The organism is Deinococcus arboris (genome assembly GCF_009755355.1).
GTDB classification, from domain to species: domain Bacteria; phylum Deinococcota; class Deinococci; order Deinococcales; family Deinococcaceae; genus Deinococcus; species Deinococcus betulae.
Genome location: NZ_WQLB01000033.1, coordinates 22,538 through 47,454 on the forward strand (window position 1 = coordinate 22,538; position 24,917 = coordinate 47,454).

Annotated in this window: 16 protein-coding genes; 8 read left to right on the top strand and 8 right to left on the bottom strand. The window is 69.8% G+C overall.

The window, feature by feature from the left end; translation table 11 throughout:
- Positions 1–37 precede the first annotated feature (37 nt).
- From GO986_RS18470 to guaD, 7 genes are all read left to right on the top strand, one after another.
- Positions 38–613: a TetR/AcrR family transcriptional regulator gene (locus GO986_RS18470; protein WP_369409464.1), complete on the top strand. Its 576-nt coding sequence runs from the start codon at positions 38–40 to the stop codon at positions 611–613.
- 94 nt (positions 614–707) lie between these two features.
- Complete coding sequence (locus GO986_RS18475; protein WP_157460794.1) at positions 708–1,925, top strand: glucose-1-phosphate adenylyltransferase family protein; 1,218 nt, start codon at positions 708–710, stop codon at positions 1,923–1,925.
- Positions 1,926–2,133: 208 nt separating this feature from the next.
- Positions 2,134–3,549, top strand: a complete 1,416-nt coding sequence (locus GO986_RS18480) for a xanthine dehydrogenase small subunit (RefSeq protein WP_157460796.1) — start codon at positions 2,134–2,136, stop codon at positions 3,547–3,549.
- Positions 3,539–5,884, top strand: coding sequence for a xanthine dehydrogenase molybdopterin binding subunit (xdhB, locus tag GO986_RS18485; protein WP_157460797.1), 2,346 nt, complete (start codon positions 3,539–3,541; stop codon positions 5,882–5,884). The genes GO986_RS18480 and xdhB overlap by 11 nt, the downstream gene beginning before the upstream one ends.
- Positions 5,881–6,069: a hypothetical protein gene (locus GO986_RS18490; protein WP_157460799.1), complete on the top strand. Its 189-nt coding sequence runs from the start codon at positions 5,881–5,883 to the stop codon at positions 6,067–6,069. The genes xdhB and GO986_RS18490 overlap by 4 nt, the downstream gene beginning before the upstream one ends.
- A 31-nt stretch (positions 6,070–6,100) precedes the next feature.
- On the top strand, positions 6,101–6,934 hold the full coding sequence (xdhC, locus tag GO986_RS18495; RefSeq protein WP_157460801.1) for a xanthine dehydrogenase accessory protein XdhC: 834 nt from the start codon (positions 6,101–6,103) through the stop codon (positions 6,932–6,934).
- Positions 6,931–8,235 (top strand): guanine deaminase, encoded by a 1,305-nt coding sequence (gene guaD, locus GO986_RS18500; protein WP_157460803.1) that lies wholly within the window; start codon positions 6,931–6,933, stop codon positions 8,233–8,235. Before xdhC ends, guaD begins: the two co-directional genes overlap by 4 nt.
- Before the next feature lie 57 nt (positions 8,236–8,292).
- Here guaD and GO986_RS18505 read toward each other — a convergent pair whose 3' ends face one another.
- From GO986_RS18505 to GO986_RS23290, 4 genes are all read right to left on the bottom strand, one after another.
- Positions 8,293–11,097 carry a Tad domain-containing protein gene (locus tag GO986_RS18505; RefSeq protein WP_157460805.1) on the bottom strand — a complete coding sequence of 935 codons (2,805 nt, stop codon included), beginning with the start codon at positions 11,095–11,097 and terminating at the stop codon, positions 8,293–8,295.
- Complete coding sequence (locus tag GO986_RS18510) at positions 11,097–14,966, bottom strand: SdrD B-like domain-containing protein (protein ID WP_198170811.1); 3,870 nt, start codon at positions 14,964–14,966, stop codon at positions 11,097–11,099. Before GO986_RS18510 ends, GO986_RS18505 begins: the two co-directional genes overlap by 1 nt.
- 151 nt (positions 14,967–15,117) lie before the next feature.
- Positions 15,118–17,790 carry a DUF11 domain-containing protein gene (locus GO986_RS18515; protein WP_157460808.1) on the bottom strand — a complete coding sequence of 891 codons (2,673 nt, stop codon included), beginning with the start codon at positions 17,788–17,790 and terminating at the stop codon, positions 15,118–15,120.
- Between the two features lie 369 nt (positions 17,791–18,159).
- Complete coding sequence (locus GO986_RS23290) at positions 18,160–18,291, bottom strand: hypothetical protein (RefSeq protein WP_255449421.1); 132 nt, start codon at positions 18,289–18,291, stop codon at positions 18,160–18,162.
- Between the two features lie 144 nt (positions 18,292–18,435).
- Between GO986_RS23290 and GO986_RS18520 the strand changes: the two genes are divergently transcribed.
- Positions 18,436–20,352, top strand: a complete 1,917-nt coding sequence (locus GO986_RS18520; RefSeq protein WP_232337889.1) for an AfsR/SARP family transcriptional regulator — start codon at positions 18,436–18,438, stop codon at positions 20,350–20,352.
- Between the two features lie 476 nt (positions 20,353–20,828).
- Here the strand turns inward: GO986_RS18520 and GO986_RS18525 are convergent, their stop codons facing one another.
- Genes GO986_RS18525 through GO986_RS18540 form a run of 4 tightly spaced genes read right to left on the bottom strand, consistent with a single transcriptional unit; the run spans position 20,829 to position 24,826 of the window.
- A complete protein-coding gene (locus GO986_RS18525; RefSeq protein ID WP_232337890.1) occupies positions 20,829–21,896 on the bottom strand; it encodes a 3-deoxy-7-phosphoheptulonate synthase in 1,068 nt (355 codons plus the stop codon).
- Positions 21,886–22,647, bottom strand: coding sequence for a 2,3-dihydro-2,3-dihydroxybenzoate dehydrogenase (gene dhbA / locus GO986_RS18530; protein ID WP_157460811.1), 762 nt, complete (start codon positions 22,645–22,647; stop codon positions 21,886–21,888). The genes GO986_RS18525 and dhbA overlap by 11 nt, the downstream gene beginning before the upstream one ends.
- On the bottom strand, positions 22,644–23,939 hold the full coding sequence (locus GO986_RS18535; RefSeq protein WP_157460813.1) for a condensation domain-containing protein: 1,296 nt from the start codon (positions 23,937–23,939) through the stop codon (positions 22,644–22,646). Before GO986_RS18535 ends, dhbA begins: the two co-directional genes overlap by 4 nt.
- Positions 23,936–24,826 carry an isochorismatase family protein gene (locus GO986_RS18540; protein WP_157460815.1) on the bottom strand — a complete coding sequence of 297 codons (891 nt, stop codon included), beginning with the start codon at positions 24,824–24,826 and terminating at the stop codon, positions 23,936–23,938. Before GO986_RS18540 ends, GO986_RS18535 begins: the two co-directional genes overlap by 4 nt.
- Between the last annotated feature and the right edge of the window lie 91 nt (positions 24,827–24,917).

The following is a 24,917-nucleotide window of genomic DNA, read 5'->3' on the forward strand; positions in this document are numbered from 1 at the left end:
GGCGGCGTGAGCTAGCCTGAGACGCTAGGAGCGCGCTGTGACCCAGGACCAAACGACAGAGCTGAAACGGGTGGACGCCCGGCGCAACGAGCAGACGCTGCTGGACGCGGCCGCCGAGTTGTTCGTGACCTCGGGCGTCAACGTGCCGGTGCGGGACATCGCCGCCCGGGCGGGCGTGGGCACTGGCACGGTCTACCGCCACTTTCCCACGCGGGCCGAACTGGTAATCGCGGTGTACCGGCACCAGGTCGAGGCGTGTGTGCAGGCTGGGCCAGACCTGCTGGCGAGCCAGCCCAGCCCGCTGGCCGCCCTGGAGCGCTGGCTGCTGCTCTTTGCCGATTTCCTGATGACCAAGCACGGCCTGGCGACGGTGCTTCAGTCCAGCGACCCAGGGTTTGCGCCCCTGCACCAGTATTTTCTGGACCGCTTGTTGCCCGTTTGCGCCAGCCTGTTGCAAGCGGCCGAGGCGGCCGGGGAAGTCCAGCCCGAACTAGAACCCTACGAACTGATGCGCGGCATTGGCAACCTCTGTATCGGCGCCGAAACCGACCCGAACTACCGCCCCCACCGCCTGATCGAGGTCCTGGTCATGGGGCTGCGGCGCCCGGTTTAAAGCGGCCGCCTGGGGCCAGAGACAGCCCGAGATAAATGGCCTCTCACATCCTGCACACCCTGCGCCGCGCCCAGCCACCAACACTGACCGCCATATGGCGTCCTCCCGCAGTCTGAGTAGTGGTCCCAGTGCACGCGGCACCCGCGTCCAGGGCCAGAAGGTGCTGGCCATCATTCTGGCCGGCGGCAAGGGCGAGCGCCTGGGCATGCTGACGCAGGGTCGGGCCAAGCCCGCCCTGACCTTTGCCGGCACCTACCGCCTGATTGATTTTGCTCTGAGCAACTGTGTTCACAGTGGGCTGAGTGACGTGTGGGTGGTCGAGGAATACGAACTGCACACCCTCAACGATCACCTGAGCAACGGGCGTCCCTGGGACCTGGACCGCACCCACGGTGGCCTTCAGGTGCTGCCGCCCTTCAGTGACGCCGGCGAGGACGGCCGGTTTGCCCACGGCAACGCCGACGCCCTGTACCTGCACCGCCGCCTGATTCGGCAGTACGCGCCCGACGTGCTGCTGGTGTTATCGGCGGATCACGTCTACACGCTGGATTACCGCCCGGTGATTCAGAGCCATCTGGAGCGGGGGGCCGGGGTCACGCTGGTCACCACCTCGCTGCCCGAGGGCGAGGACGCTTCGCGCTTCGGTGTGGTCACAGTGGACGGGGCTGGGCGCGTGACCGGTTTTGCCTACAAACCGGAGCAGCCGAACGGTCAGACCGTGACCACCGAAATCTTCGTGTATGACGGCCCCAAACTATTGGCGCTGCTTGAAGAGCTGCACGAGAAGGCTGGCGACCATCTGGGCGACTTTGGCCACGAACTCTTGCCCGCGTTCGTGGAGCGCGGCGAGGCTTACGCGGCCGATCTGGGCGGGTACTGGCTGGATGTAGGGCTACCTGAAGCGTACTGGCAGGCCCATCAGGACGTTTTGCAAGGGCAGTCGGTGACGCTGGATAACCCCGAGTGGCCCATTCTGAGTTCCAGTATTCCCCGGATGCCCGCCCGCATTGACGACGGCGCGCGGGTCTCAGGCAGCCTGGTGTCGTATGGCTGCCGGATTGGGGGGACGGTGAAGCGCTCGGTGCTGGCCCCTGGCGTCACGGTAGAGGCCGGCGCCGTCGTGGAGGACAGCGTGCTGCTGCGCGACGTAACGGTGCGCGCCGGGGTCAAGGTTCGGCACGCCATCATTGATGAGGAAGCGCAGATTGACGCCCACGTGGGCGGCGGCCAGAAGCTGACGGTAGTGGGCGCACGGGCGCATGTCCAGAAGGTCGTCAAGGGCGGCGAGGAGGTCGGGCCAGGGCCAGAGTAATTGGGCAGGGTCGCCTTGACCTGCCCAGACGGCCCCCTGGTCCCCGGCGCGACTTTCCCCTATCCTGGGCCAAAGAACAACCAGGCCGTCGTTCTGCATGGATAACCGGCGGCCCGCCCCGAACCTCTTCTCGGCGTGAACCATGCACACGGCTCCTCCTGCGGGCCGGTGTGCTGGGACAGCGTTTTTCACGCGCGAAAGGAGGAACATGACCATCCGACTGACCATTAATGGCGCGGCGACCCAGTTGCCCGCTGGCCCGCACACCACGCTGCTGTCGGCTCTGCGGTCGCGCGGCCTGACGGGCTGTAAAGAAGGCTGCGCCGAGGGTGAATGCGGCGCCTGTGCGGTGCTGGTGTCACGCGCAGAGCAGGACGGCACCCGCTGGGAGAGTGTGAATGCCTGCCTGGTCCTGCTGCCCGCGCTGGACGGCGGAGAGGTCGTCACCGCCGAAGGCCTGGGGACGCCCGGCAACTTGCACCCGGCCCAGTACGAACTGGCGGTGCACGGCGGCTCACAGTGCGGGTACTGCACGCCCGGCTTCGTGTGCAGCATGGCGGCCGAGTATTACCGGCCGGACCGCACCCCCGGCGACCACGGCGCCGCCAACGGCTTCGATCTGCACGCCCTGAGCGGGAATCTGTGCCGCTGCACGGGGTACCGCCCGATTGCCGACGCGGCGTATGCACTGGGGCCGCCCGCCCAGGACGATCCGCTGGGGCAGCGGCGCCTTCAGCCCGCGCCAGCGCCGCAGGCCACTGCCTTGCAGGCGCCCGAGGGGGCGTTCTTCCGCCCGGCCAACCTGCCCGGCGCCCTGGCCCTGCTGGCGGCCCATCCTGGGGCCACCATTCTGGCCGGCGGCACCGACCTGGGCGTGGAGGTCAACCTGCGCCACGCCCGTCCTCCGGTGACGGTGGCCGTGGACGCCCTGCCCGAGTTGCGGGTGTTCGAGGTTGGGTCCGACTCTCTCCTGCTGGGCGCGGGATTGACCCTCAGTGACCTGGAGCGTCGGCTGGGCGACCGGGTGCCCCTGCTGGCGCAGTGGTTTCCGCAGTTTGCCTCGCGCCTGATTCGCAATTCGGCCACGCTGGGCGGCAACCTGGGCACCGCCTCGCCTATTGGGGACAGCCCGCCCGCGCTGCTGGCGCTGGAGGCGAGTGTGCAGCTCGTCGGGCCGGAAGGCGAGCGGGAGATGCCGCTGGCCGACTTTTTCACCGGCTACCGCCAGACCCGGCGTCAGCCCGGCGAACTGATTACGGCGGTGCGGATTCCGCTGCCCCTGTCGCCGCTGGTCGCCTTTCACAAGGTGGCCAAGCGCCGCTTTGACGATATTTCCAGTGTGGCGGTGGGCTACGCCCTGAAGGTCGAGGCCGGCAGAGTCACGCGTGCCCGCATCGGCCTGGGCGGCGTGGCGGCCACCCCGCTGCGGGCCTATGAAACGGAAGCGGCCCTGGAAGGCCAGCCCTGGACGGAGGAGACAGTGCGCCGGGCTGCCCGAATCTTGGGCAGTGCGGGCACGCCGCTCAGCGACCACCGCGCCAGCGCTGCTTACCGCGCGGCGATGCTGGAGCAGAGCCTCCTGAAGTTCTTCTTTGAAAGTCAGGAGGCCGCCCATGACCGCTGAGCAGTTCCCATCTGGCCCAGTCGGCACCCCCATGCCCCACGAAAGCGCGGCGGGGCACGTGACCGGCCACGCGCTGTACACCGATGACCTGGGAGTCCGCTGGCAAAATCTGCTGCACGCCTGGCCGGTGCAGGCGCCGCACGCGCACGCCCGCGTGCTGAGCCTGGACCCGGCGCCGGCCCTGGCGGTGCCCGGCGTGGTGCGCGTTCTGACGGCCGCTGACGTACCGGGTGTGAACGACGCAGGGGTCAAGGGGGACGAACCGCTGTTTCCAGACACCGTCATGTACCACGGCCACGCCGTGTGCTGGGTGCTGGCCGAGTCCGAGGAAGCCGCTCGCCTGGGCGCCGCCGCCGTGGCTGTGACCTACGAACCGCTGCCGGCGATCATCACGCTGGCCGAGGCCATCGCCGCTGAAGCCTTTCAGGGCGCCCAGTCCACCCTACGCCGGGGCGACGTGACAGTGGGTTTTGCCCAGGCCGCGCACGTCTTTGAGGGCGAGTTCGAGATGGGCGGGCAGGAACACTTCTACCTCGAAACGAATGCGGCGCTGGCGCACATTGACGAGTCAGGGCAGGTCTTCATTCAGGCCAGCACCCAGCATCCCAGTGAAACGCAGGACATCACCGCACATGTCCTGGGGCTGCCCGCGCACGCGGTGACCGTGCAGTGCCTGCGCATGGGCGGCGGCTTTGGCGGCAAGGAAATGCAGCCCCACGGGTACGCGGCCATTGCGGCGCTGGGGGCCACGCTGACGGGCCGCCCCGTTCGCCTGCGCCTGAACCGCACCCAGGACCTCACGCTGACGGGCAAGCGTCACCCCTTCCACGCGCGCTGGACTGCCGGGTTTGACGCGGATGGGCGTTTTACCGCCCTGCAAGTTACCCTGACCAGTGACGGCGGCTGGAGCCTCGACCTCTCGGAACCCGTGATGGCGAGGGCGCTGTGCCACCTGGACAACGCTTACTCCATCCCGCATGTGGAGGCGCACGGGCGAATTGCCCAGACGAACAAAACGTCCCAGACGGCTTTCCGGGGCTTTGGTGGTCCCCAGGGCATGTTGGTCACGGAAGACCTGCTGGGCCGGGTGGCGCCGCTGCTGGGCCTAGACCCGCAAGAGCTGCGGGCGCGCAACTTTTACCAGCCGGGCGAGAGCACCCCTTACGGCCAGCCGGTGCGCCACGCCGAGCGCCTGCCGGACCTGTGGGCGCAGCTGCTGCACAGGAGCGACTTCCACGCCCGCCGCGCTGAGGTCGCCGCCTTCAATGCCGCCCACCCGCACACCAAGCGCGGTCTGGCCGTCACGCCGGTTAAGTTTGGCATTTCGTTCAACTTCACCGCCTACAACCAGGCGGGGGCGCTGGTCCACGTCTACAAGGACGGCAGCGTGCTGGTGAACCACGGCGGCACCGAGATGGGTCAGGGCCTGCACACCAAAATGCTGCAGGTGGCGGCCACGGCGCTGGGGGTGCCGCTGTCCAGCGTGCGGCTGGCCCCCACCCGCACCGACAAGGTGCCTAACACCAGCGCCACCGCCGCCAGTTCCGGGGCGGACCTGAACGGCGGGGCCGTCAAGGACGCCTGCGACCAGATTCGCGCGCGGCTGGTCGAGGTGGCGGCGGGGACGCTGGGCGTTCACCCGGACGACGTGCGCTTTGAGGCGGGGCAGGTGTTTCCGCTGGGCCACCCAGAGCGGGGCCTGACCTTTGCGCAGCTGGTGCACGACGCCTACCACCGCCGCACCCCGCTGTGGGCCGCCGGGTTTTACCGCACGCCGGGCCTGCACTGGGACCGCGCCGCCATGCAGGGCGAGCCGTTCAAATACTTCTCTTACGGCGCGTCGGTCTCGGAGGTCGAGGTGGACGGCTTTACCGGCGCCTACCGGGTGCGCCGCGCCGACCTGCTGCATGACGTGGGCGACAGCCTCTCGCCCCTGATTGATCTGGGGCAGGTTGAGGGCGGCTACCTGCAAGGTGTGGGTTGGCTGACCCTGGAAGACCTGCGCTGGGACGAGTCACAGGGCCCTGGCCGGGGCCGCCTGCTGACCAATTCGGCCAGTACCTACAAGCTGCCCAGCTTCAGTGAATTGCCCGAAGTGTTCCATGTGACCCTGCTGGAGCGCGCCACCGAGGCCGGCGTGGTGTACGGCTCGAAGGCAGTGGGCGAGCCGCCGCTGATGCTGGCCATTTCAGTGCGGGAAGCGCTGCGGGGGGCCTGCGCCGCGTTCGGTTCCCCGCAGCACCCCACCCTGCTCGCCAGCCCCGCCACCCCCGAAGCCGTGTACTGGGCGCTGAACCGCGCCCGCCAGACCACCCTGGAGGAAGCTCAACCATGACCCACCCAACCGCCCTCACCCCCGCCGACCTGGCCCTGCTGCACACCGATCTGCCCGCCGGTGGGGAAGCGCTGCTGAGCACCGATGAGCTGGACCCTGACGAACTGACCCTGCTGGAGTGGGACGCCGAGGCCCCGCTGGTGCCCCTGCAGCTGGTCCCCCTGGAGTGGACGGCGCGGGGGTGAGCACGTCGGCCGCGCCCCAGGGGCTTCTCCCATGAACTGGCGAGAAGCCCTGAACGCGCTGCACGAGCGCGGCGAAGCCGGCGTGCTGGTGACGGTGGCCGCCGCGCGGGGCCACACGCCGCGCGAGGCCGGGGCCAAGATGCTGGTGGGCGCAGCCCAGACCTGGGACACCGTGGGAGGCGGCAATCTGGAAGCCACCGCCGTCGCGCGGGCGCGGGCCCTGTTGACGGTGGGCGCAGCGGTCCCCGAACTGCTGACCCTGCGCCTGACCGACCGCGCCCCCAACGAACACGGCCGGCAGTGCTGCGGCGGCGAGGTGACCCTGCTCCTTGAACCCTTCAGAACGGCGCGGCCTGCGGTGGCGGTGTTTGGCCTGGGCCATGTGGGACTGGAACTCGCCCGCGTGCTGGCCCGCTTGCCCGTCGCGCTGCACCTGATTGACTCCCGCGCCGCGCAGCTGGCCCCCGAACGCCTGACACCGCTGACTGACGCCTGCGCGGCCCTTCACTTTCACCACGCTCCCATTCCCGAAACCGTCCTGGAGACGCTGCCGCCGGGCGCCCACCTGCTGATCCTCACCCATGACCACGCCGAGGACGCCGCCCTGCTGGACGCGGCGCTGCGCCGCCCGGCCTGGGGGTCGGTGGGCCTGATCGGCTCGGCGGCCAAATGGGCGCGCTTTCAGGCGCAGCTGACCGAACTGGGGCACCCTCCAGAAGCCCTCGCCCAGGTCACCACCCCGATTGGCGACCCCGCCCTGAGAACCGGCCCTCACCGCAAACACCCCGCCGTCATCGCCCTGAGCGTGGCGGCCGCTCTGACGCCCCTGCTCTTTTCGGCTCCGACTCTTGAAAGGATGTTATGACCACCTCTGTTCTGTACCGCGCCACCTTCCTGCACACGCCTACCAGCCCTTTTGCTGTCCCCGACGCCCTGCACGCCCAGGAGGACGGCGGGCTGCTGGTGGACAGCGGCGGTGTGATTCAGGAGGCGGGCGATTTTGCGGCCGTGCGCGCGGCCCAGCCCGACGTGCCAGTGACCGACCTGCGCGGTGGGCTGCTGCTGCCCGGCTTCGTGGACACCCACGTCCACTACCCGCAGGTGCGCGTGATCGGCGGCCTGGGGCTGCCGCTGCTGGCCTGGCTGGACCACGAGGCCCTGCCTGAGGAGGCCCGCCTGGCCGACGACGTCTACGCGCGCAGCGTGGCCCAGGACTTTCTGCGCGGCCTGGTGGGCGCCGGCACGACCACAGCGCTGGTGTTTGGCTCGCACTTCGCGTCCGCTGTCCACATCTTTTTCGAGGAAGCCGCCCGTGTGGGCCTGCGGGCCGTGGCGGGCCAGGTCGTCAGCGACCGGCTGCTGCGCGACGAACTGCACACCACCCCCGAGCGCGCTTACGCCGAGGGCAAGGCCCTGATTGAGCGCTGGCATGGAGTGGGCCGCGCGCTGTATGCCGTTACGCCCCGCTTTTCCCTGTCGGCCTCAGAGGGCATCCTGGCCGCCTGCGCCGCCCTGATGACCGAGTTTCCGGAGGTGCGGTTCACCAGCCACATCAATGAAAATGTGCGTGAGGTGGAGGTGGTGCGGAGTCTGTTTCCAGAGGCGCGCGACTACCTCGACACCTACGAGCGCGCCGGGCTGGTCAGTGACCGGGCGGTGCTGGCCCACAACGTCCACCCTTCGGACCGGGAACTGGGCGTCATGGCGGCCAGCGGCTGCACGGCAGCGCACTGCCCCTGTAGCAATTCGGCGCTGGGCAGCGGCTTTTTTCCGTTGCAACGCCATCTGACGGCGGGCGTCCGGGTCTCGCTGGGCAGCGATGTAGGCGGCGGCACCGGCTTTTCGCTGCTCAAAGAAGGCCTCCAGGCCCACTTCATGCAAAACCTGATGGGCGAGGCGGGCGTGGCGCTGTCGCCCGCCCATCTGCTGTACCTCGCCACGCTGGCCGGGGCGCAGGCCCTGGGGCTGGAGGGGCAGGTAGGCTCTTTTGAGCCGGGCAAGGCATTTGACGCGGTGCACCTGGCCCCCCCGCCCGGCACGCCGCTGGACGCAGCCCTGCGCCACGCCCCCAGCCCCGAACGTGCTCTGGCGGCGGCTTTTGCGACCGGCACCGCTGGCGATGTGGCTGGGGTTTGGATTGGCGGAGAACGAGTGACGCTGGGGTAGAGGAAGTTAAGGGAAGCGGGCGGCCTGATGATGGACCGCCCGCTTCCCTTCTTCTCCTTACGGTACGGTCACGTCCAGGCACGCGGCCACGCTGGCCTGCGGTGCCAGGCCGGCAATGCGGTAGGTCACGGTGCGGCCAGCCACCTCACCCGCGTCGGCGTCGGCAGCGTCCGTCAATGCGGTTCCGCCCAGGGTCAGGCTGCCCGGTGCATACAGGGCTGCGCCTGCCAGGGTGTCACTGAGGGTCAAGGTGCTGAGGGGGTCGGGGCTGCCGTTGGTCACGGTCAGGCAGTAGCGCAGGCGGTCGCCGGGCTGGGCATCGGTGCTCAGGCCAGCGGGCGTGCCGCGGGTCAGATTTTCCACCGTTTTGCCCACAGTGGCCCCTGGAAGAACCGTGGTGGTGTCGGTGGCGCCCGCCGCGTCGGTGACAGGGCGGTCCTGCCAGGTCAGGCTCAGGCCGAGCGGGGTGGTCAGGACCGTGCCCGGCGCGGTGCCTGCGGACACAGCCACCGTTACCTCCAGCGCGCAGGCGCTCAGGCGGCCGTCCGGGTCGCGCGGCCAGCTGTCGCCGACCACCAGGGCCGAGGTCCCGGCGGCCCGCTCCGCCGCGTCCAGGGTGCCGTCGCAGTTACGGTCAGCGGCCAGCGCCGTGCCGCCCGCCCCCAGGTTGAAGGTCAGGGTGCCCACCGTGCCGGGGCGAAAGGTGTGAGCATAGGTCAGGGTTGCAGGCGCCTCGGTTCGCCCGGCGCCGTTCGGAGTCAGGGTCGGGCGGCCAGTCAGGCCCAGGCTCACCGTTCGCACTTGCCCCACCGGGTCTGGTAGCGGTGCGGGGCGCAGGCCGGTGCCCTGGGGATCGGTGGCCAGCGTGACGGCGCCGTCCACCCGCACGCCGGTGACGGCGTCCAGGCCAGGCTGGGGCGCAGGTGGGGTCAAGCTCAGGTCCGTCCAGCTGCCTGGCACATACAGAGTGAAGGCGCCGCCGGCCGCAGTGACAGTGCTGCGGGTGCCGCCGCTGCCCGTCACGCTGACCGTCAGGCCAGCCAGCCCAGCCTCACTGCCCTGCGCTAAGGCGTCATGGGGGAGAGCGCCGCCCCGGCCATCGTCCCGGAAGAGGGTGCCGCTCAGACGATCCCCGGCAAACAGGCCAAAGTCGAGGTCGGGGAGACTGGTCGCCGTGGCCGCCACTGTCAGGGGAGCCTGACCGCCCAGCGGGTTCACGAACACGAAGCCCGCCGGGGCTGCTGGGGTGATGCCTGCAGCAGAGGTGGTGACCAGCGCCACCACACTGCCCTCGGGCACGGCCAGGGTATAGGTGCCGGGGCCAGCCGGCACCGGGGCGCTGGCCACCACGGCGCCGCCCAGAACGGCGTTCACGCGCACGGTGGGTCCAGGCCAGCTCTCGCCGGCGTCCGCCACGCCGTCGGGTTGCAGGTCGCTGTACACCCGGCCCGTCAGGGTGCACACGGTGTTCACGCCGGTCACGGTGACCACGGCCTGCCCAATGCCGGTGCCCAGCAGGTCCAGCACGCGGTCACCCAGCGCGGTCAGCACCGCCAGCAGCGTTGGGCGCAGCACCAGTTTGAGGGTGCTCGTCGCGGGCGCCAGCAGGTTGCCGATGGTGGCGTCCACCGTGCCCTGCAGGGCGGGCGGCACGGTTTGTCCCGCACTGACCCTCACGCCCACGCTCAGGGTGTCCACCAGACTCGTGACCAAGCTGGTGACGCCCACAAAGCCGCTTTGCACGGTGCGGGTCTGCGGGTAGGGACCGCTGAAGGTCACGGCTTGCGCCCCTGGGGTGCCGTCGGCCAGGCCGCGCGCATTCACGTCGAGATTCAGCAAGCCCAGCCCCGCCACCGACACCTGCGTGGTCGCCACCCGCGCTGGGGTCAGGCTGGTAAACGGATTGGGCACGCTGCGGTTAAAAAAGGTGCTGTCCGGAATGGTGCCCAGCGCCAGGCGGGCCACCCCCGGCGTCACGTTCAGGGTCACGGCATCCGAGACCGCGTCCACCAGGCCAATCGCGCCACTAGCCCGCGCGACTTCCAGATACAGGTTCAGGTTGGTCAGGGTCAGGTCCAGGCCGGTGTCCACCCCCGAGGGATTGAGGAGATTCACGGTCAGGCCGTTGAAATTCACGTCCAGCTTCACGCGGATGCTGGCGGCGTGAAAGGTCGCGCCCTGCGGTCCGCAGCGGTAGACCGGCGGCTCAATGACTTGAACGAAGGCTTGAATGGTAGGCGTTACGGTGCCCACACCCAGCCCCAGCCCGCTGAGGTTGACACTGACGCCGCTGAGGGTGATGGGGGTGCTGCCTGTCGTGACCGCGTTGCGGGTGTTGAACAGCTGCGTGCCGCCCAGCACGAGGCTAAGCAGATTCAGCCGCGAGTCCACGAAGGCGCCCGGCGGAAAATCCAGTTGCAGCAGTTCGCCCAGTCGCAGAGTCCCGGTCAGGCCCGGCACCCCCAGGGCCAGCGCGCGCAGGGCACTGGCCGCCGCCGTAGCCCCGTCCGTCTCGGCGGCTTGCGCGGCCACTTCCAGCAGGGTCGCCACGCTGATGTCGGCGTTCAGGGCGTCCTGCACGGTCCCCGCGCCCACCTGGGCCTGCAGCAGATTTAAAAAGGCGCTTAGGCGAACGTCGGTCTGGGCCACCGCCGTCCAGTCGGCGGCCGTCAGGGTCACGGACCCGCCGCCCAGCAGCCCTTGCAGCAGGGGACTAAGCACCGCACTGCGTCCCGAATCCACGCTCAGCAGGCGGGGCCCTGCCACCACGCAGGCGCCGCCTGCGCACGGCCCAGCCTGCGCGCGGCCTATCGTCACGAGCAGCACCAAGAGGGTGATGAAGGAAAGAAGACGGGCTCGCATTACTGGCCTCCGAACAGGTCAAAACGGATGAACGCGCCGGGCCGGGCGCCGGGGGTCAGGCCCTGAGCGGCGCCCGCGCCCCAGGTATAGCCGGCGACCACGCGCAGACCGTCACGCAACAGGTAGCGTACGTCGGCCCCGTACGCGCCCGAGACCCCGGCGCTCGGCTGCCCGATCAGGTAGGCACTGGCGCCCAGACCCAGGTGACTGGTCAGCGGCAGGCCCAGGCTCAGGCCGCCCTGCACCGTGGGGGTCCCGCCCAGCGGCACCCGGTAGGCCAGGCTGGGGCTCAGTTCCAGAGAGCGGAACTCGGGCAGGGTTAGATAAGCCGCCGCCTCGCCTTCCAAGACCGGCGCCGCGTTGCCGTTGATCGGCTGGCTGAGGCGGTGGTACTGCATCAGGGCCAGGCGAGAGGTCCGCCAGGCGTGGCTGACAGTAAATTCGGCGCGCAGGTCGGGGCGCAGCTGCACCCGCGCGTCGGCGCCCAGGGTGTGGTCGCCCAGGCTCCCGGTCACGCCGCCGCGCAGTGTCACGCGGCCCCCCTGCGCCGAGGTGCCGTCCAGCGAGGCGGTGGCCACCAGCGTGTCGGTCACGTACCGCACGCCGAAGGTGCCCCCAACAGTCATGGCGCCACTGCCCAGGTCGCGCGTGACCGAGCCGCTGAGGTCGGCGCTCAGGCGGTCACTCAGCACGATGGGGGTGTGCAGGCCCAGCCGCGCGCGGGAGGCCTGACCAGCGGCGGTGGGCAGCTGATAGGTCACGTCCAGATTGGTGGGGCCTAGGGTCTGCTCGATGCCCAGTTCGCCGCTGGGGGCGCCACCTGCCGCCCAGTCCTGCACCACGCGGGCCCGCAGGGTCGTGGCTGGTCCCAGCGCCGCGCTGACATTCAGGCGGGTCTGAGGGCTGCCGGTGCTCAGCAGAGGAGAGGCGTGGCTGACCTCCGCACTGATGCCCGAGCGGGCGTAGCGGGCCAGCACCACGCCGCTCAGGCCAGGGTGCGGGGCCGCCTCGGTGGGCCAGGTGACTTCCAACCCAGCGCCCAGGGCCAGGGTGGGCGTGACGGCCCGCTCGGCGCTCAGGGTGGTGCGCCCCGCGCCGCCCAGCAGCCGGTGGGCCAGGCGCACGCCGAAGGGCCCAGCCTGATACGCGGCCTCGGCGCTGCCCGCCAGGGGTTCGGGGCGACTGGGATCGTGGCTCAGGGAAACGCTGGCGCTGACCGGGCCCGCGCGGTACTGACCGTCCAGGGTCGCGCGGCCCTGCGGGTACAGGAGGTCGCGGGCATAGGCGGCGCTCAGTGTCAGGGCGTCACTGCGGTAAGCCGCGCGCACACCAAAGATGGGGGTGCCGGCCTGCACTGCCGCCGCCGCGTCCAGTTGCCACGGGCCCTGGGCATACCCGACACCCACGCCGTAGGCCAGGGCCTGAGCGGCAGCTGCGCCGGCTGGCTGATATGTCACCACCAACGTCTGGAGGGCGAACTCCGGGCCGTACCCATTCAGGCCCTGGGCCAGGGTGAGGGTGCCCGTTTCGGGGTCCAGCACGTAGTCAAGGCCGGGGCGCAGCGTGACGTCCTGACCGCCACGTTCCACGCGCACCACTTCGCTGCCAGGCTGCGCCGCGCCGCTCAGGCGGTACTGCCGCCCTCCGTCGGGCACAAAGGTCTCGCGGGTCTGGTTCAGGGGCATGCGGGCCGCAAAGGCGCGCACCCGCCAGGCGCCGCTGCGGTATTCGCCGCGCAGGGCGCTGGTGCGGGGCAGGCCAGCCAGCGGGTCCAGCGTCAGAGGCGCGTGGTAATACCCCAGGCTCAGGTCAGCGCGTTCGTAGCGGAGGGCAAAGCCCAGATCGCTGCTCAGGGCTGCGCTCGCCTCGGTGCCCGACCCGGTGACGGAAAAGCGGCGCGGCGTCGCTGCTGGGTCGTTTGGAGCCGGCAAACCAGCTGTGTCCAGCACAGCCTGGATCTCGCCGCCCAGCAGCGGCTGCTCGGCGTACCCGCGCGCCTGGAACGTAGGTCTTAGGCCCGTGCCTGCGCTGTAGGCCAGGCCGGCACTCACCTGGAAGGCGGTCACCTGGCGCTGCGCCGCCGGAACATACAGGGCAGCCTGACCGCGCAGGTCGCCGTACAGGGCGTCTAAGCGGATTTCAGTGGCCGCCGTCAGGGGGGCCAGCCGCACCAGGGCCTGGCCGCCGCGCAGCGCGACCTGATAGCCGCTGGTGCGCGGGTCGGCGTCGAGGTCCAGAAATTCCAGGCTGCTGCTCAGGGTGACGGTGCCGCTGCCGCTGGGCTGGCCCGCCGCGTCCACGGCGCGCAGGTCTACCTGCACAGGCGACTGTCCATCGGCCTGGGTGCCAGGGACCAGGTTCAGGGTCAGGCGCTGGGCGGCGCCGGCCACCTGCACCTGTACCCGCTCGGTGCGGTCGCCACTCTGGGCTTCCAGCACGTTCGTACCGGGGCGCAGCGGCACGCCCACGTACACCAGGCGCTGCTGGCCGCCGGCCTCGCCCGCTTCACCCACCAGGGTCTCGGGCACTGGCTGGCCGTTCACGCGCAGGGTCAGGGGCTCGCCGACTGGGAACTGCACGGCGATGTTGACCCGGTCACGGCCGGACAATACCTGTCCGTTCAGTGGCTGCCGAATCAGGCCCGTGGCCTCGTCCGGCGCGGCTGGTTGGGCGGCGGTAATGCCTGCCGTGCTGGTGGGCGTCAGCGCAAAGTCGGCGCGTGACAGGCTCTGCACATCTACTAAGCGGCGCGCAGTCTCGCCGCCCGGCTGCTCCACGCGCACTTGCCAGGGGCCCGGCGTCAGCTGCCGGAAAGTGTACTCGCCCTGGCGGTCGGTCAAGGTCTGGAGTCCGTTACTCAGCAGCACCCGCGCGCCCACCACTGCGGGCTCGCCGTCCTCGCGGCGGCCGTTGCCGTTCACGTCGGTGTAAACCGTGCCGACCAGGGTGGCCTGACGGTCAAAGGGGCCAGCCAGAATGGCCACCTGGGCAGGCACCACGCCGCTTTCCTGCGCGGCGCCGTCAATGGTGGCGGTGGCCTGGGCCAGCAGGGTCAGGCGGGGGGTGGCCAGGGCCGCCGGGGTGGCGCGCACGGCATAAGTCAGGGTCGTGGTTTCGCTCGCAGCAGCCGGCCGGGCGGGCAGGGTCAGGCGGCGGCCATCCGCCGAGACGGTGGCCTCGACAGGCGTGTCCCCCTGGCGTGCACTGCCCGGCACATAGTCCAGGCCAACAGGCAGCGTCACGGTAAAGCTGGGGGTCAGCGGTCCAGCGGTCGGGTTGGGCAGGCTCAGGGTGCCGGTCGCCCTGTCCCCGACCGCCAGCCCGGTGGGGCGGGCCGTGTGCGTCAGCAGCAGGGCCGCTGCGGGCGTGACCAGCACCTGCCGGCTGGCCGAAACGGCGCGGCCACTCCCGCAGGTGGCGGTCAGGGCCACCGTCAGCTCGGCGCGCAGAGGCCGGGAAATCAGGACCGCCACCACCACGTCGCGCGACTGACCCGGCGCCAGGCTCAGGGCGTCCACCGGCTGGGCGTTGGGGGCGGCGCTGTCTTGCACGCGCACCTGCACGTCCTCCGGGGCCGCGCCCTGCACGTGGGCTTCAAGTGCGACTCGGGCTTCCGCGTCCCCCAGCTGAGCAACGCGGTAGGGCAAAGTCAGCAGGCCGGGCGCGGAGAGCGGCGTACCCTCTGTGCCGCCCAGCACCGTAACCTGCGGCACGCAGGGCGCCCGCAGGGTCAGGTCCACTGTGTTGGACGGAATACTGAGTGGCCCTGCGCGCAACTGCGCGGTGTTCGTGACCTGGGCCGGGGCAGGCGTGGTCTGGGCCTGCGCCCCGGCAGCGGTGAGGGCCAGAAAGCATAGGCTGACGGCCAACGAGAAGGCAGGGTGGGCCCACCTCCCAGTTGTCCCCACCCTGCCCAGACCCCCTAGAGAGCAGGAGCCCAAAGAAGCGGAGAGTGTCACAACAGAACCCAAAGCGGCGCTCAGACGGCGGTTGAGCAGGCTTAGCACAGGGCCACCGGCCTCAGTTGACCTGCACGGTGAAGGTGACTTCAAAGCTCGTGCCGGGGGCCAGGATGTCGGCGGTGTCCACGACATTGTCACCGTTGGTGTCCAGGCCGGCCTGAAAATCGCCGGTGGGCAGGGCGCCCGGAGGCGTGGCCGTCCAGCTGCCGCCGCCGTCCACGCTGTACAGCAGCGCGGCGTTGTTGCCGCCCAGCGCGCGGAAGGTGGTGTTGGCCGGCACGGTGTCAATCAGCACGGCGCCGTTTAGGGGGCTGCTGCCGCTGTTCTGAACCGTCAGCGTGTACTGCAGGACGTCACCGGGGCTGACCTGGCCGCCCGTAATAGCGCTGGTGACCGTGCAGCTCACGTCGGCGCACAGGCGCACGCTCTTGACCACGCTGGCCAGCACATTCTGCACCGTGGTGGTGTCAGTGACTTGCAGGGTAGCCGCCGGCTGCGGCGCGGCCTGCGCCTCCAGGGTCACGCTGATGGCAGCTGCCTCGGCCGGGGTCCCGGCGGTGCTTGCGGGCACGTTGACCCGCACGAAGAGGGGCGTGCTCGCACCGGGGGCCAGCGTGCCGCTGAGCGTAGAGGCGAAGGGTCCGCCGCTGCTGGTCGCGTAGCTGTACACGAACCCCTGGGCCGAGGTGAAAGGCAGCACGGTGAAGTCGGCGGCGCCGTTGCTGGTGTTGGTCAGGGTGTGGCTGTAGGTCACGCTGCCGCCCGGAATGGTACTCTGCGCGCCGTCTGGTCCAAAGGTGCCGCTGACGACCGCGTTGACACGCAGGGTGTCGGTCACGCTGGTGGTGCGGCTGGGTGTGACGGTGGAGGTGGCGGTAAAGGTCACGGGGGTTTCACCTGCCGCCGTGCCCGCCGCCACAGGCTGCTGCGCCACCAGGCACAGGGTCGCGCCGGGGGCCACGCTGGGCGTCAGGGTAATGGCCGCGCCGTCCGGAGTGCCGTCACAGTTCGTGTCGGCGTAAAGCTGCGTGCCGGTCAGGGTGCTGCTCAGGGTGTAGGTTTCGGCCACGGGGCCGTTGTTCTGGAGTTCCAGTGGGAAACTGGCGGTTGTGCCGGGATTCGTGGCCACCGTCACGCCTGCCTGACTGGGTGCCGTGGCCGGGTTCAGGTCGCCGTTGCCCAGCAGGGGCGCACCCGCCGCACTGACCTGCGCGACCGTGCTGGTGGTGGTGTCGGCACTGCCACCAGCGGGGGTGGCCGACACGGTCAGAACCACATTCGTCGTGCCTGCCGCGCCGTAAGGCAGGGCGCAGTCCACCGCGAAGTCCAGGCTCTGGCCAGCGCTCAGGGTCACGGGATTGGTCAGGGTGCCCAGCGTGTCACTGCTGCTGATGCTCTGCACGGTGCAGGTCCAGCCGCTCGGGGCGCCCGCCACGGCCAGGGTGAAGTCATTACTGGCGTTGCCGGTATTCAGTACGGTTTGCCGGAAGGTCACGTTGCCCCCGGCGGTCACCGGCGTCGTGGTGGTCTGGGTGTCCCCGCTGCGGTCAATCGCAGTGCCGCGCAGGGTATAGCTCCCGCTGGCGCCGCCCTGCGGAAAGGCGGCTGGCCCCACCGCCGCGCCCACCACCGTGCCCACGGTGGTGGTGGTGTCGGGGGTCACGGGCGTTTCGCCGGGGTCGGTGCCGTCACCGTCGCCGTTGCCGTCCAGGGTGGCGGCCGCGCTGTTGCGCACCACCGTGCCGGCCAGGGTGCCCGCCGGGATGCTGGCGGTAAAGCTCAGGGTCAGGGTGCTGCCAGCGGGCAAAAAGGCCCCAGTCCCCTCGACCAGCAGCGCTACAGCATTCACGCCGCTGGCCGGCACCGCAGCGGTCCAGGTGGCGCCGCCATCGGTGGAGTACAGCGCGGTGGCCGCGCCGCTGCTGGCGCTGGCGGCGGTGACGGCGCCGAATTCCAGGGTGGTCAGCACGTCACGCACCAGCACGCCGCTGCGGGGCACGCCGTCCACGGTGAGCACGCCGCTGACCGCGCCGACCGGGTTGCCCGCCGGCACGCTCCCGCTCACCGTATAGGTCAGGGGCGCACCGGGCAGGGCGCTGCCCGTGGGAGAAACGGTCTTGGTGATGTCCAGCTGTCCGGCGGCGCTCACCGTGACCTGGGCATAGTTCTCAGTGTCGGTCACGGCGGGGTTGCCCTGAGAAGCGGCCGTAAGGGTCAGGCGCGCGGCGGCGCCGGTCGGGGCGCCGGCGGGCACCGTCGCCTCCACGTACACGCACAGCCGCTCGTCGGCCGCCAGAGTCTGCGCGGCTCCCAGAGGAACGGCGCTGTCCACTGTGCCGTCGCAGTTGGCGTCGGGCAGCAGGCGGGTGGTCACGTCAAAGCCGTCGGTGGCCGACTGCGTGACCCCCAGGGTCAAGGTGTCCGGGCCGTTTCCGGCGTTGACCAGTTCGTAGCCAATCAGCCGCGAAGCGCCGGCCTGGGCCGAAAACTGCCGGGACAGCGGGATGGCGTTTTCGGCGGCGTCTGGCGTCAGGCTCAGGGCATACACCTGCCGCACCGTGACGGTCACAGGGTTGGAGGTCTGGGTGCGGGGCGCATTCAGCGCGTCGCGGTAGTTCAGGGTGGCGGTGTTGCTGATTGAGGTGTTGACGGGTGTGCCCACGGCCAGGGCCGAGGACAGGAGGCTCAGACCAACCACGGTGCAAAGAAGACGGACAGACAAGCGGGACATGGACACGAATGAACACCTCTGGGGAGAAAAGGAAGGGTGGAAGGGAGGGCGTGTGGGCTTTACTCATTTATGGTCCAGGTCCTCACACAGGCTTCTTGGCAACCGGAAGATGAAGGTCATCAATCGAGGCGTACAAGCATCTGGAAATAGAGAATTCCTGAAAAAAGCTTTTCAGGACGCGATTCTTTGATTTCTTCTTTTAATGAACTTTGCGTGTCTGTGGAACTCGCCAGGGATAGACTTTAATTTTCTTAAATACCGCTCATGGATCGGCGGCCCAGGTTCACTGGAGAGGGTTTGGCCTGCAGCGGCGTTTTCTTGAGGCCGGGGTGCCAGGGTGGCCCGGCCTCAAGAAAACGCCAGGTCCAGTTAGCGGCTGGGCGGCTGGGCGGCAGCGGTGGGCGACCAGCCGCCACCGCCGACCGTGCCGCCCTCGGCAGCAGCGGGGGCGGCGAACAACAGCAGGGTCAGCAGGAGCAGCAGGTGACGGAATCGAGGCATGGGCGCGCCCTCCTTGAGCGTGCCGGGAGCCTAGAAAGGCGGCGCTGAGCCGCTGCTGAGGCTGTTCTGGCTGTTGCTGAGAGTGGGGTTATGTCTTGCTGTATCTCCCTCAGGACCGACCTGAGGCCCCGGTATCCTGGCGCCATGCCCCATCCAATTTTTCAGGCGGTGCTGGCTGGTCAGTATCAGGACGGCCTGAAGGTGCACGCGGCGCTGCCAGAGCCCACCGCCACCGATGACCGCTGGGGCGGCTACTGCCTGTTTGCGCTGGGCCAGCTGTGGCCTGCGCGCGACCTGCTGCTGCGCGCCCGTGCCAGGGGCTGCGAGGCCGCTAGCCTGGAATTGGCGCTGGTGCTGCGCTATCTGGGCGAACCCGAGGCGGCCCGGCAACTGCTGCTGAGCCTCCCGCTGGACCGCTTGAGTCCCGTGGACCGGAGCTACGCCCACCGGGAACACGCCTCACTGCACCTGATGGATGGCCGTCCCCTCCTGGCTCTGGCCGAACTGGAAGCCGCCTGGAGCGACCTGCTGACCGCCGGCCCCGACGGAGAGACCTTGCGCCAGTCCACCGCGCAGCTGCTGGGCTACGTGTCGGCGCTGCTGGGGCGTGAGGCTGCGGCGCTGCACTACCTCAACCTGGCCCTGGGCACGGCCCAGGGGGGCAAACGGGTTCACGCGCTGCACACCCGCGCGCAGGTGGCGCTGTACGCCGCACGGTTTGAAGCGGCTGGGCAAGACCTGGCCGAAGCGGCGGCGCTGCTCCAGAGCGAACCGGTGTCGGCGGCGTACCACGCCTACCTTCAGGGGTTGCTGGCCCGTGCCCAGGGGCACTGGGAAGCGGCCTTAGGGGCCTTTGCACAGGCCTTTAACCGCGCCCGCGCCAGGGGTGAAAGCAGTACCGAAGCGCTGGCGGCGCTGGGCCAGGCATCGGTGCTGACCCTTCAGGGCCAGTGGGCCGAGGCGCACACGGCCCTGCTGCGTGCCGACGCCCTGAGCAGCAATGCCTGGCAGAGTGCACTGGTGGGCCTGCGGCGCGGCGCGTGGCAGGTGGCCCAGGGGCAGCCAGAGGGCGCCGTCACCCTCCTGGGCGCGCGTGAACGGTTTGAGGCGCTGGGGCTGCGGCGCGAAACGGCGTGGTGTGACCTGCATCTGTGCGCGGCCCACCTGGCCGACCCGCCGCAGGCGAGGCAGGCCCTGACACGAGTCCTCGACACCCGCGCGGCACTGGGCAGCGGCGCGCCCCTGCTGCCCGAACTGCGTCTGTTGCCGCAGGTCACGGACTTTTTGCTGGCTCACCCCAGTGACCCGGCCGCCCAGACCCTGCTGCGGGACCGGCGCCTGGCGCACCCCAGAGAGCCTCTGCGCCTGACCCTGCAGACCCTGGGCCGAGGCGCCCTGCTGCTGGACGGCCAGGAAGTGCGAGTGGGTCTGCGGCGCACCCCCGAAGTGCTGGCTTACCTGCTGCTGCGTGGCCCAGCCACCCGCGACCAGGTGCTGGCGACCCTGTGGCCCGATGACGACCCGCGCCGCGCCGCCAACTATTTTCATCAGTTGCGGCATGAACTGACGCAGCATGTGCCCTGGCTGTCCATTGACCTGAACCGTGCCAGCGGTCTGTACGCGGTGACGTGCCGGGGACCGGAATTCAGCATGGACGCCGCCCAGCTTCAGCACCGGCTCAGGACATTAAGTGAAGATGAAGTGGTCGGTGCCATCTTTGCTTACACGGGGCCTTTCCTGCCGGAAGCCACAGCGGCGTGGGCCGACGAGGAGCGTGAGGCTTTGGAATGGTCGGTCATCCGGGCAGGGCTACAGCTGATGCAGCAGTGGAGTCAGAAAGGGGAATACAGCAAATGTGCAGGCCTGAGCCGCCGCCTGCTGGACATTGCGCCCTGCGACGAGGCGCTGGTGGAGTATCTGGTGGTGGCCACCTTGCACCTTGAGGGCCGCCTGGCCGCGCAGCGCGCCCTGCTGGAGGCCAGCACCCGCGCCCAGAAGGAACTCAGCGAGGCGCCGATGTGGACCAGCCGACTGGAGCGGCAGCTCCTGAGCGTTCATTAATGCCCTTGAAAGAGGTAGGAGGAAAGTCAGGGTGACAAAGATGTCAGAGCTGGGGTGCGTGTGGGCAGAGTGCCTTGAAGCTCAGGGCTCTTAATTTGAGAAGGTGCTGTCCTGATGGCGCTCAGGCGATAAAGCGGCTTCGGCTACCTCCTTGAGCAGGACTTGCAATAAAGGTAATGTCCACAAATGGAGCCGCCCACATCCAATGTCTTGTGGTTGTGCGGAGGCCCCAATTCCTCCCAGATCATTGCCTCTGGGTGAGATGAGGCTACGTGGAATAGCGGGCCTCATAGGCAAAGCGTATCGGTGTCCTTGAGGGTGAGCCCACTGATCCCTACCAGCAAAGCCAGAGGCCTGTTGCCACAGCAAAACCCCAGAGGTCCTGAACCCTTCTTTCAGGAGCTCTGGAGCGAACGTATAAATCTGCGGAAGAGATTGGGCCTCCGCCTGTCGTTATGGGCAACAGCCGTGTGCGGTCAGGCCACCGGTTCCCGCCAGTCAAACTCAGGGGCGCAGCGAAGTGCCCGCACCGTGGCAGCGGCCTCGGCCAGCACGTCCTGCGTGTCCTCCCAGCTCAGGCAGGCGTCGGTCACACTGACCCCGAACAGCGGGGCCTGACCGGAGGCTGGAAAGGGCTGACGCCCGCCGTGCAGCTGGCTTTCCAGCATCAGACCTCGCACGGGGCCGCCGGGAGCCAGGTGCGCCAGCACGCTCCGGGCCACCGCGCCCTGCCGGGTGTGGTCAGAGCCACTGTTGGCATGCGAGCAGTCCACCACCAGCGCCGGGTTCAGGCGGGCGGCGCTCAGCTGCGCGGCGGCCCGCCGCACCGACGCGAGGTCGGCGTTGGGGCCGTCCCAGCCGCCCCGCAGCACCACATGGCCGTCCGGGTTGCCGGGGGTCAGGTGCAGGCCAGGGGCACCGTCCGGGCCGACCGTCCACCAGGCATGTTCGGCCTGGGCCGTCACCACCGCGTCGGCCGCCACCTTCACCGAGCCGCTCGTGCCGTTCTTAAAGCCCACCGGGCATGGCAGCCCGCTCGCCACCACACGGTGAATCTGGCTTTCGACTGTGCGCGCGCCGATACAGGCCCAGGCCAGCTGGTCGGCCAGATACGGGGGCGTGTTGGGGTCCAGCACTTCGGTGGCCACTGGCACGCCCAGTTCATTAACCGCGCGCATCAGGGTGCGGGTGCGCCGAAGCCCTGCATTCAGGTCAAGGTGGCCGTCCAACTCGGGGTCCAGCAAGAAGCCGCGCCAGCCCAGCGTCGTGCGCGGTTTTTCCACGTAAACCCGCATGACCAGTTCCAGTTCGCCCCCCCAGCGCCGCCGCGTCTCGGCCAGACGCTGGGCGTACAGCAGGGCCTCGGCTTCGCTGTGAATGCTGCAGGGCCCCACCAGCATCAGGAGGCGGTCGTCCTGCCCGCGCAGGATGGCCTGAATGCGTCCGCGCGCCGCCTCCACTGTTCGGGCGGCCTGCGGGGTTTGCGGCACCAGGTCGTGCAGCGCCTGGGGCGTGACGACCGGCGTGAATCGGTTAGTGGCCAAGGGTCGCCCCCCCATCCACCGTCAGGTGGCCCATGGTGACGTGCCGCGCGCCCTCTGACAGCAGGAACAGCACGGTCTGCGCGATGTCTTCGGGCTGGGCCAGGCGCCCCAGCGGAATACCGGGCCGGAACGAGGCCGGGTCGCCCGCAATCACCCGCGCGGGTCCGGTGTCGTCGGTCCACAGTTGCCGCTGCATGGCGGTGTCGGTAGAGCCCGGCGAGACCACGTTGCAGCGCACCCCGTAGGGCGCTAGTTCCAGGCCCAGGCAGCGCATCAGGTGGGTGGTGGCGGCCTTGGAGGCTGCGTAGGCGCCCATACCCGTGCGGGCAAGGTGCGCGGCGTTGGACCCGACCGTCACGATGGCCCCGCGCCGCCGCGCCTGCATCCGCGCGCCCACTGCCCGCGCCAGCAGGAAGGGCCCGGTGGTATTCACGGCCAGCGTCTGGGTCCAGTCTTCGGTGCTCAGGGCGGTCAGCGGCCCCAGGCGCAGGATGCCCGCCACGTTGACCAGGTAGTCAATCGGCCCCAGGTCCTCCTCGGTGGCGGCCACCACCCGCTCCACGGCGGCCGGATCGGTCACGTCCAGCACGGCCGGGTGTAAGCCTGCCCCCGGTGCGACCGGCTGGAGGTCAGTGGCCATCACGGTGACCCCCTGGGCCGCCAGCGCCTGCGCCACCGCCGCGCCGATGCCCTGGGCCGCGCCCGTGACCAGGGCCACGCGGCCCGGCAGGTCAAATTGTGTGGCGGTCATGCGCCCACCAGCTCGGGCGGCCACAACTCGCCCACCGGGGTCTCGGGATGCTGCACGCCCCGTTCCAGCGCGCCCACGAACTCCCGCCCCAGCCGGGCAACCTCCTCGGGGGTGTACAGGGCCGGGTGGCCGTCCAGATGCAGGTGAAGGTGGTCGCCCCAGCCGGTAAAGCCTAGCGCCAGGTCCTCCACTGGTCCCGAAGCCAGATTCCGTACCTCGACCTTCAGGTCCGGCCCAAAATCCAGCGGCGCCTGAAAGGGAATCACGTTCACCTCGGGGCCAAACAGGCGGTGGCCGTTCAGGTCGGCCCACAGGTGCTCGTAGCGGTAGCGGCCGTGGGGCCGCAGGGCGCTCAGGGCGGCGTGGGCCTGCCGGGTCAGCGCGGCCAGGCTCAGGTGTGGGCTCAGGTCCAGGCGCAGCGGCGCCAGATTCATGACCATGCACGGCACCCGCGCCGACACGCTGCCCAGGCGGCCCATGACGGGCAGGGCCAGCACGGGGCGCGTTTCGCCGGTGTGCCGGTGCCAGAACGCGGCGCTCAAGGCGAACAGCAGGGTCGGCCAGGCCGTCCCCAGCGCGCGGGCCTGGGTGCCCAGGGCACGCACCAGGGCGGGCGGCAGGGTCTGTTCCGTGCGGTGGCCCCGGCGCAGCCCCAGCTCCAGCAGCGGCGCGGGTTCGTGTGGAATGTCGGCGTACAGGGCCTGCAGGGCCGCGCCATCGGCGTCCCTGGCAGCAGACGCCTGGTAGGCGGCGTCCTCGGCCACCACGGGGGCCAGCGGGTCAAAGGCGGGCGGCAGGGCCGCGCCGTTCGCGCGGTACTGGGCGGCCACCCGCTGCAGGCACAGCGACAGCCCGTAGCCGTCCAGGGCGATGTGGTGCGTTACCAGCACCCAGCGCGCGTGGTCCGGCGCCAGCCGGAGAAGGGCGTGGCGATACAGCTCGCCGGCCCCCAGGTCAAAAGGGGTGTCCAGCAGCTGCTCGGCTTCCTGCCGGGCCCTCTCTTCGGCGTCCGGGTGGTCCCGCAGATCAAGTACAGGCAGGGCACGGGGAGGCACCTCGCCGAGCACCTGGCATACCTCCTGTCCCTGCATTTCAAAGCGGGCGTGCAGGGCTGGCACCTCGGCCAGCGTGCGGCGCACGGCCGCCTCAAACCGGGCCAGGTCCAGCAGCCCGTGAAATTCCAGCGCCTCGGCGGTGTTGGAGAGCACGCTGCCGGGGTCGGCCTGCTGCTCCTCCCACTGGCCCCGCTGTGCCTGGGTCAGGCCCAGAACCTCTACGGCGGGCGCGCTCATACCAGCTCGGGCGCGCACAGGCGCTCTGTGATGGCGCGCAGGGTGGGCTCGGCGGCCACGTCGGCGTAGGCAATCTGCCCGCCCGCCGCCTGCCAGCCCTCCACCAGCATCATCAGGCGGATGGAATCCAGGCCCAGCAGCAGCAGGTCGTCGTCCTCGTGTAGTTCGTCCGGCGTGACTTCCAGCTGCGCGGCCACAGCGGCGCGCACGGCGGCCGGGGTCCAGTGATCGGTCTGGGCGGCGGGCTGGACAGCCGCCGTCAGGGCACCCAGCACCTGCGCCGTGCTGGTGACCTGGGCGCAGCGGGCCGCGCTGTAGGCCAGCGCCTGGCGGTGTTCGGCCTCACTGAAGTCGGCCAGGGCGTCCCCCACCAGAAACGGCTGAATGTCGAGCATAAAGGCCTCGGCGGCCGTCATCAGGCAGCCGATGTTGGCGTAGATGCCGCAGATCAGCAGCTGGTCGCGGCCCCAGTCGGCCATCAGGTCTTGCAGTGGGGTGCGCTTGAAAGCGCTGTAGCGCCACTTCGCTAGCACCGTGTCGCCCGGTTGCGGCGCCACCGCCGGGTCCACCTGGGTCTGGGCGGGGTCATCTTTCAGGCCTGTCCCCCAGAAATCGGTCAGGAGAGCGCGGTCGGCGGGGTTCTGGTCACCGGGCTGCGCGGTGTATACCACTGGAATGCCCAGCGCCCGGCAGCGGTCCAGCAGCGCCTGCACATGCACCAGCAGGGCCGGCACCGGCGGCTGGGTCACGTCGTAGAAGTTCAGGAAGTACGACTGGAGGTCGTGAACGAGCAGCACGCTGCGCCCGGCCTGGGTGGTCCAGCTTACGGGGCTGGTGGGGAAGGTGGCGGGGTCGGGCATGGGGTAGGCAGCAAGGCGGGGAATCATGGGGCTCCTTGAGAACTAGGGAGAGGAGGAAAAGGCGAACCGGAGGCCAGCACTGTCAGCTCAGACCGGCGCCAATTGAATCGTTTACGAC

Excerpts from the sequence above, each read along its gene's own strand:
- dhbA (WP_157460811.1), bottom strand. The coding sequence starts at position 22,647 with ATGACCGCCACACAATTTGACCTGCCGGGCCGCGTGGCCCTGGTCACG.
- xdhC (WP_157460801.1), top strand. The coding sequence starts at position 6,101 with ATGAACTGGCGAGAAGCCCTGAACGCGCTGCACGAGCGCGGCGAAGCC.
- GO986_RS18480 (WP_157460796.1), top strand. The coding sequence starts at position 2,134 with ATGACCATCCGACTGACCATTAATGGCGCGGCGACCCAGTTGCCCGCT.
- GO986_RS23290 (WP_255449421.1), bottom strand. The coding sequence starts at position 18,291 with ATGCCTCGATTCCGTCACCTGCTGCTCCTGCTGACCCTGCTGTTGTTC.
- GO986_RS18535 (WP_157460813.1), bottom strand. The coding sequence starts at position 23,939 with ATGAGCGCGCCCGCCGTAGAGGTTCTGGGCCTGACCCAGGCACAGCGG.
- GO986_RS18515 (WP_157460808.1), bottom strand. The coding sequence starts at position 17,790 with ATGTCCCGCTTGTCTGTCCGTCTTCTTTGCACCGTGGTTGGTCTGAGC.
- xdhB (WP_157460797.1), top strand. The coding sequence starts at position 3,539 with ATGACCGCTGAGCAGTTCCCATCTGGCCCAGTCGGCACCCCCATGCCC.
- guaD (WP_157460803.1), top strand. The coding sequence starts at position 6,931 with ATGACCACCTCTGTTCTGTACCGCGCCACCTTCCTGCACACGCCTACC.
- GO986_RS18540 (WP_157460815.1), bottom strand. The coding sequence starts at position 24,826 with ATGATTCCCCGCCTTGCTGCCTACCCCATGCCCGACCCCGCCACCTTC.
- GO986_RS18520 (WP_232337889.1), top strand. The coding sequence starts at position 18,436 with ATGCCCCATCCAATTTTTCAGGCGGTGCTGGCTGGTCAGTATCAGGAC.
- GO986_RS18505 (WP_157460805.1), bottom strand. The coding sequence starts at position 11,097 with ATGCGAGCCCGTCTTCTTTCCTTCATCACCCTCTTGGTGCTGCTCGTG.
- GO986_RS18475 (WP_157460794.1), top strand. The coding sequence starts at position 708 with ATGGCGTCCTCCCGCAGTCTGAGTAGTGGTCCCAGTGCACGCGGCACC.
- GO986_RS18490 (WP_157460799.1), top strand. The coding sequence starts at position 5,881 with ATGACCCACCCAACCGCCCTCACCCCCGCCGACCTGGCCCTGCTGCAC.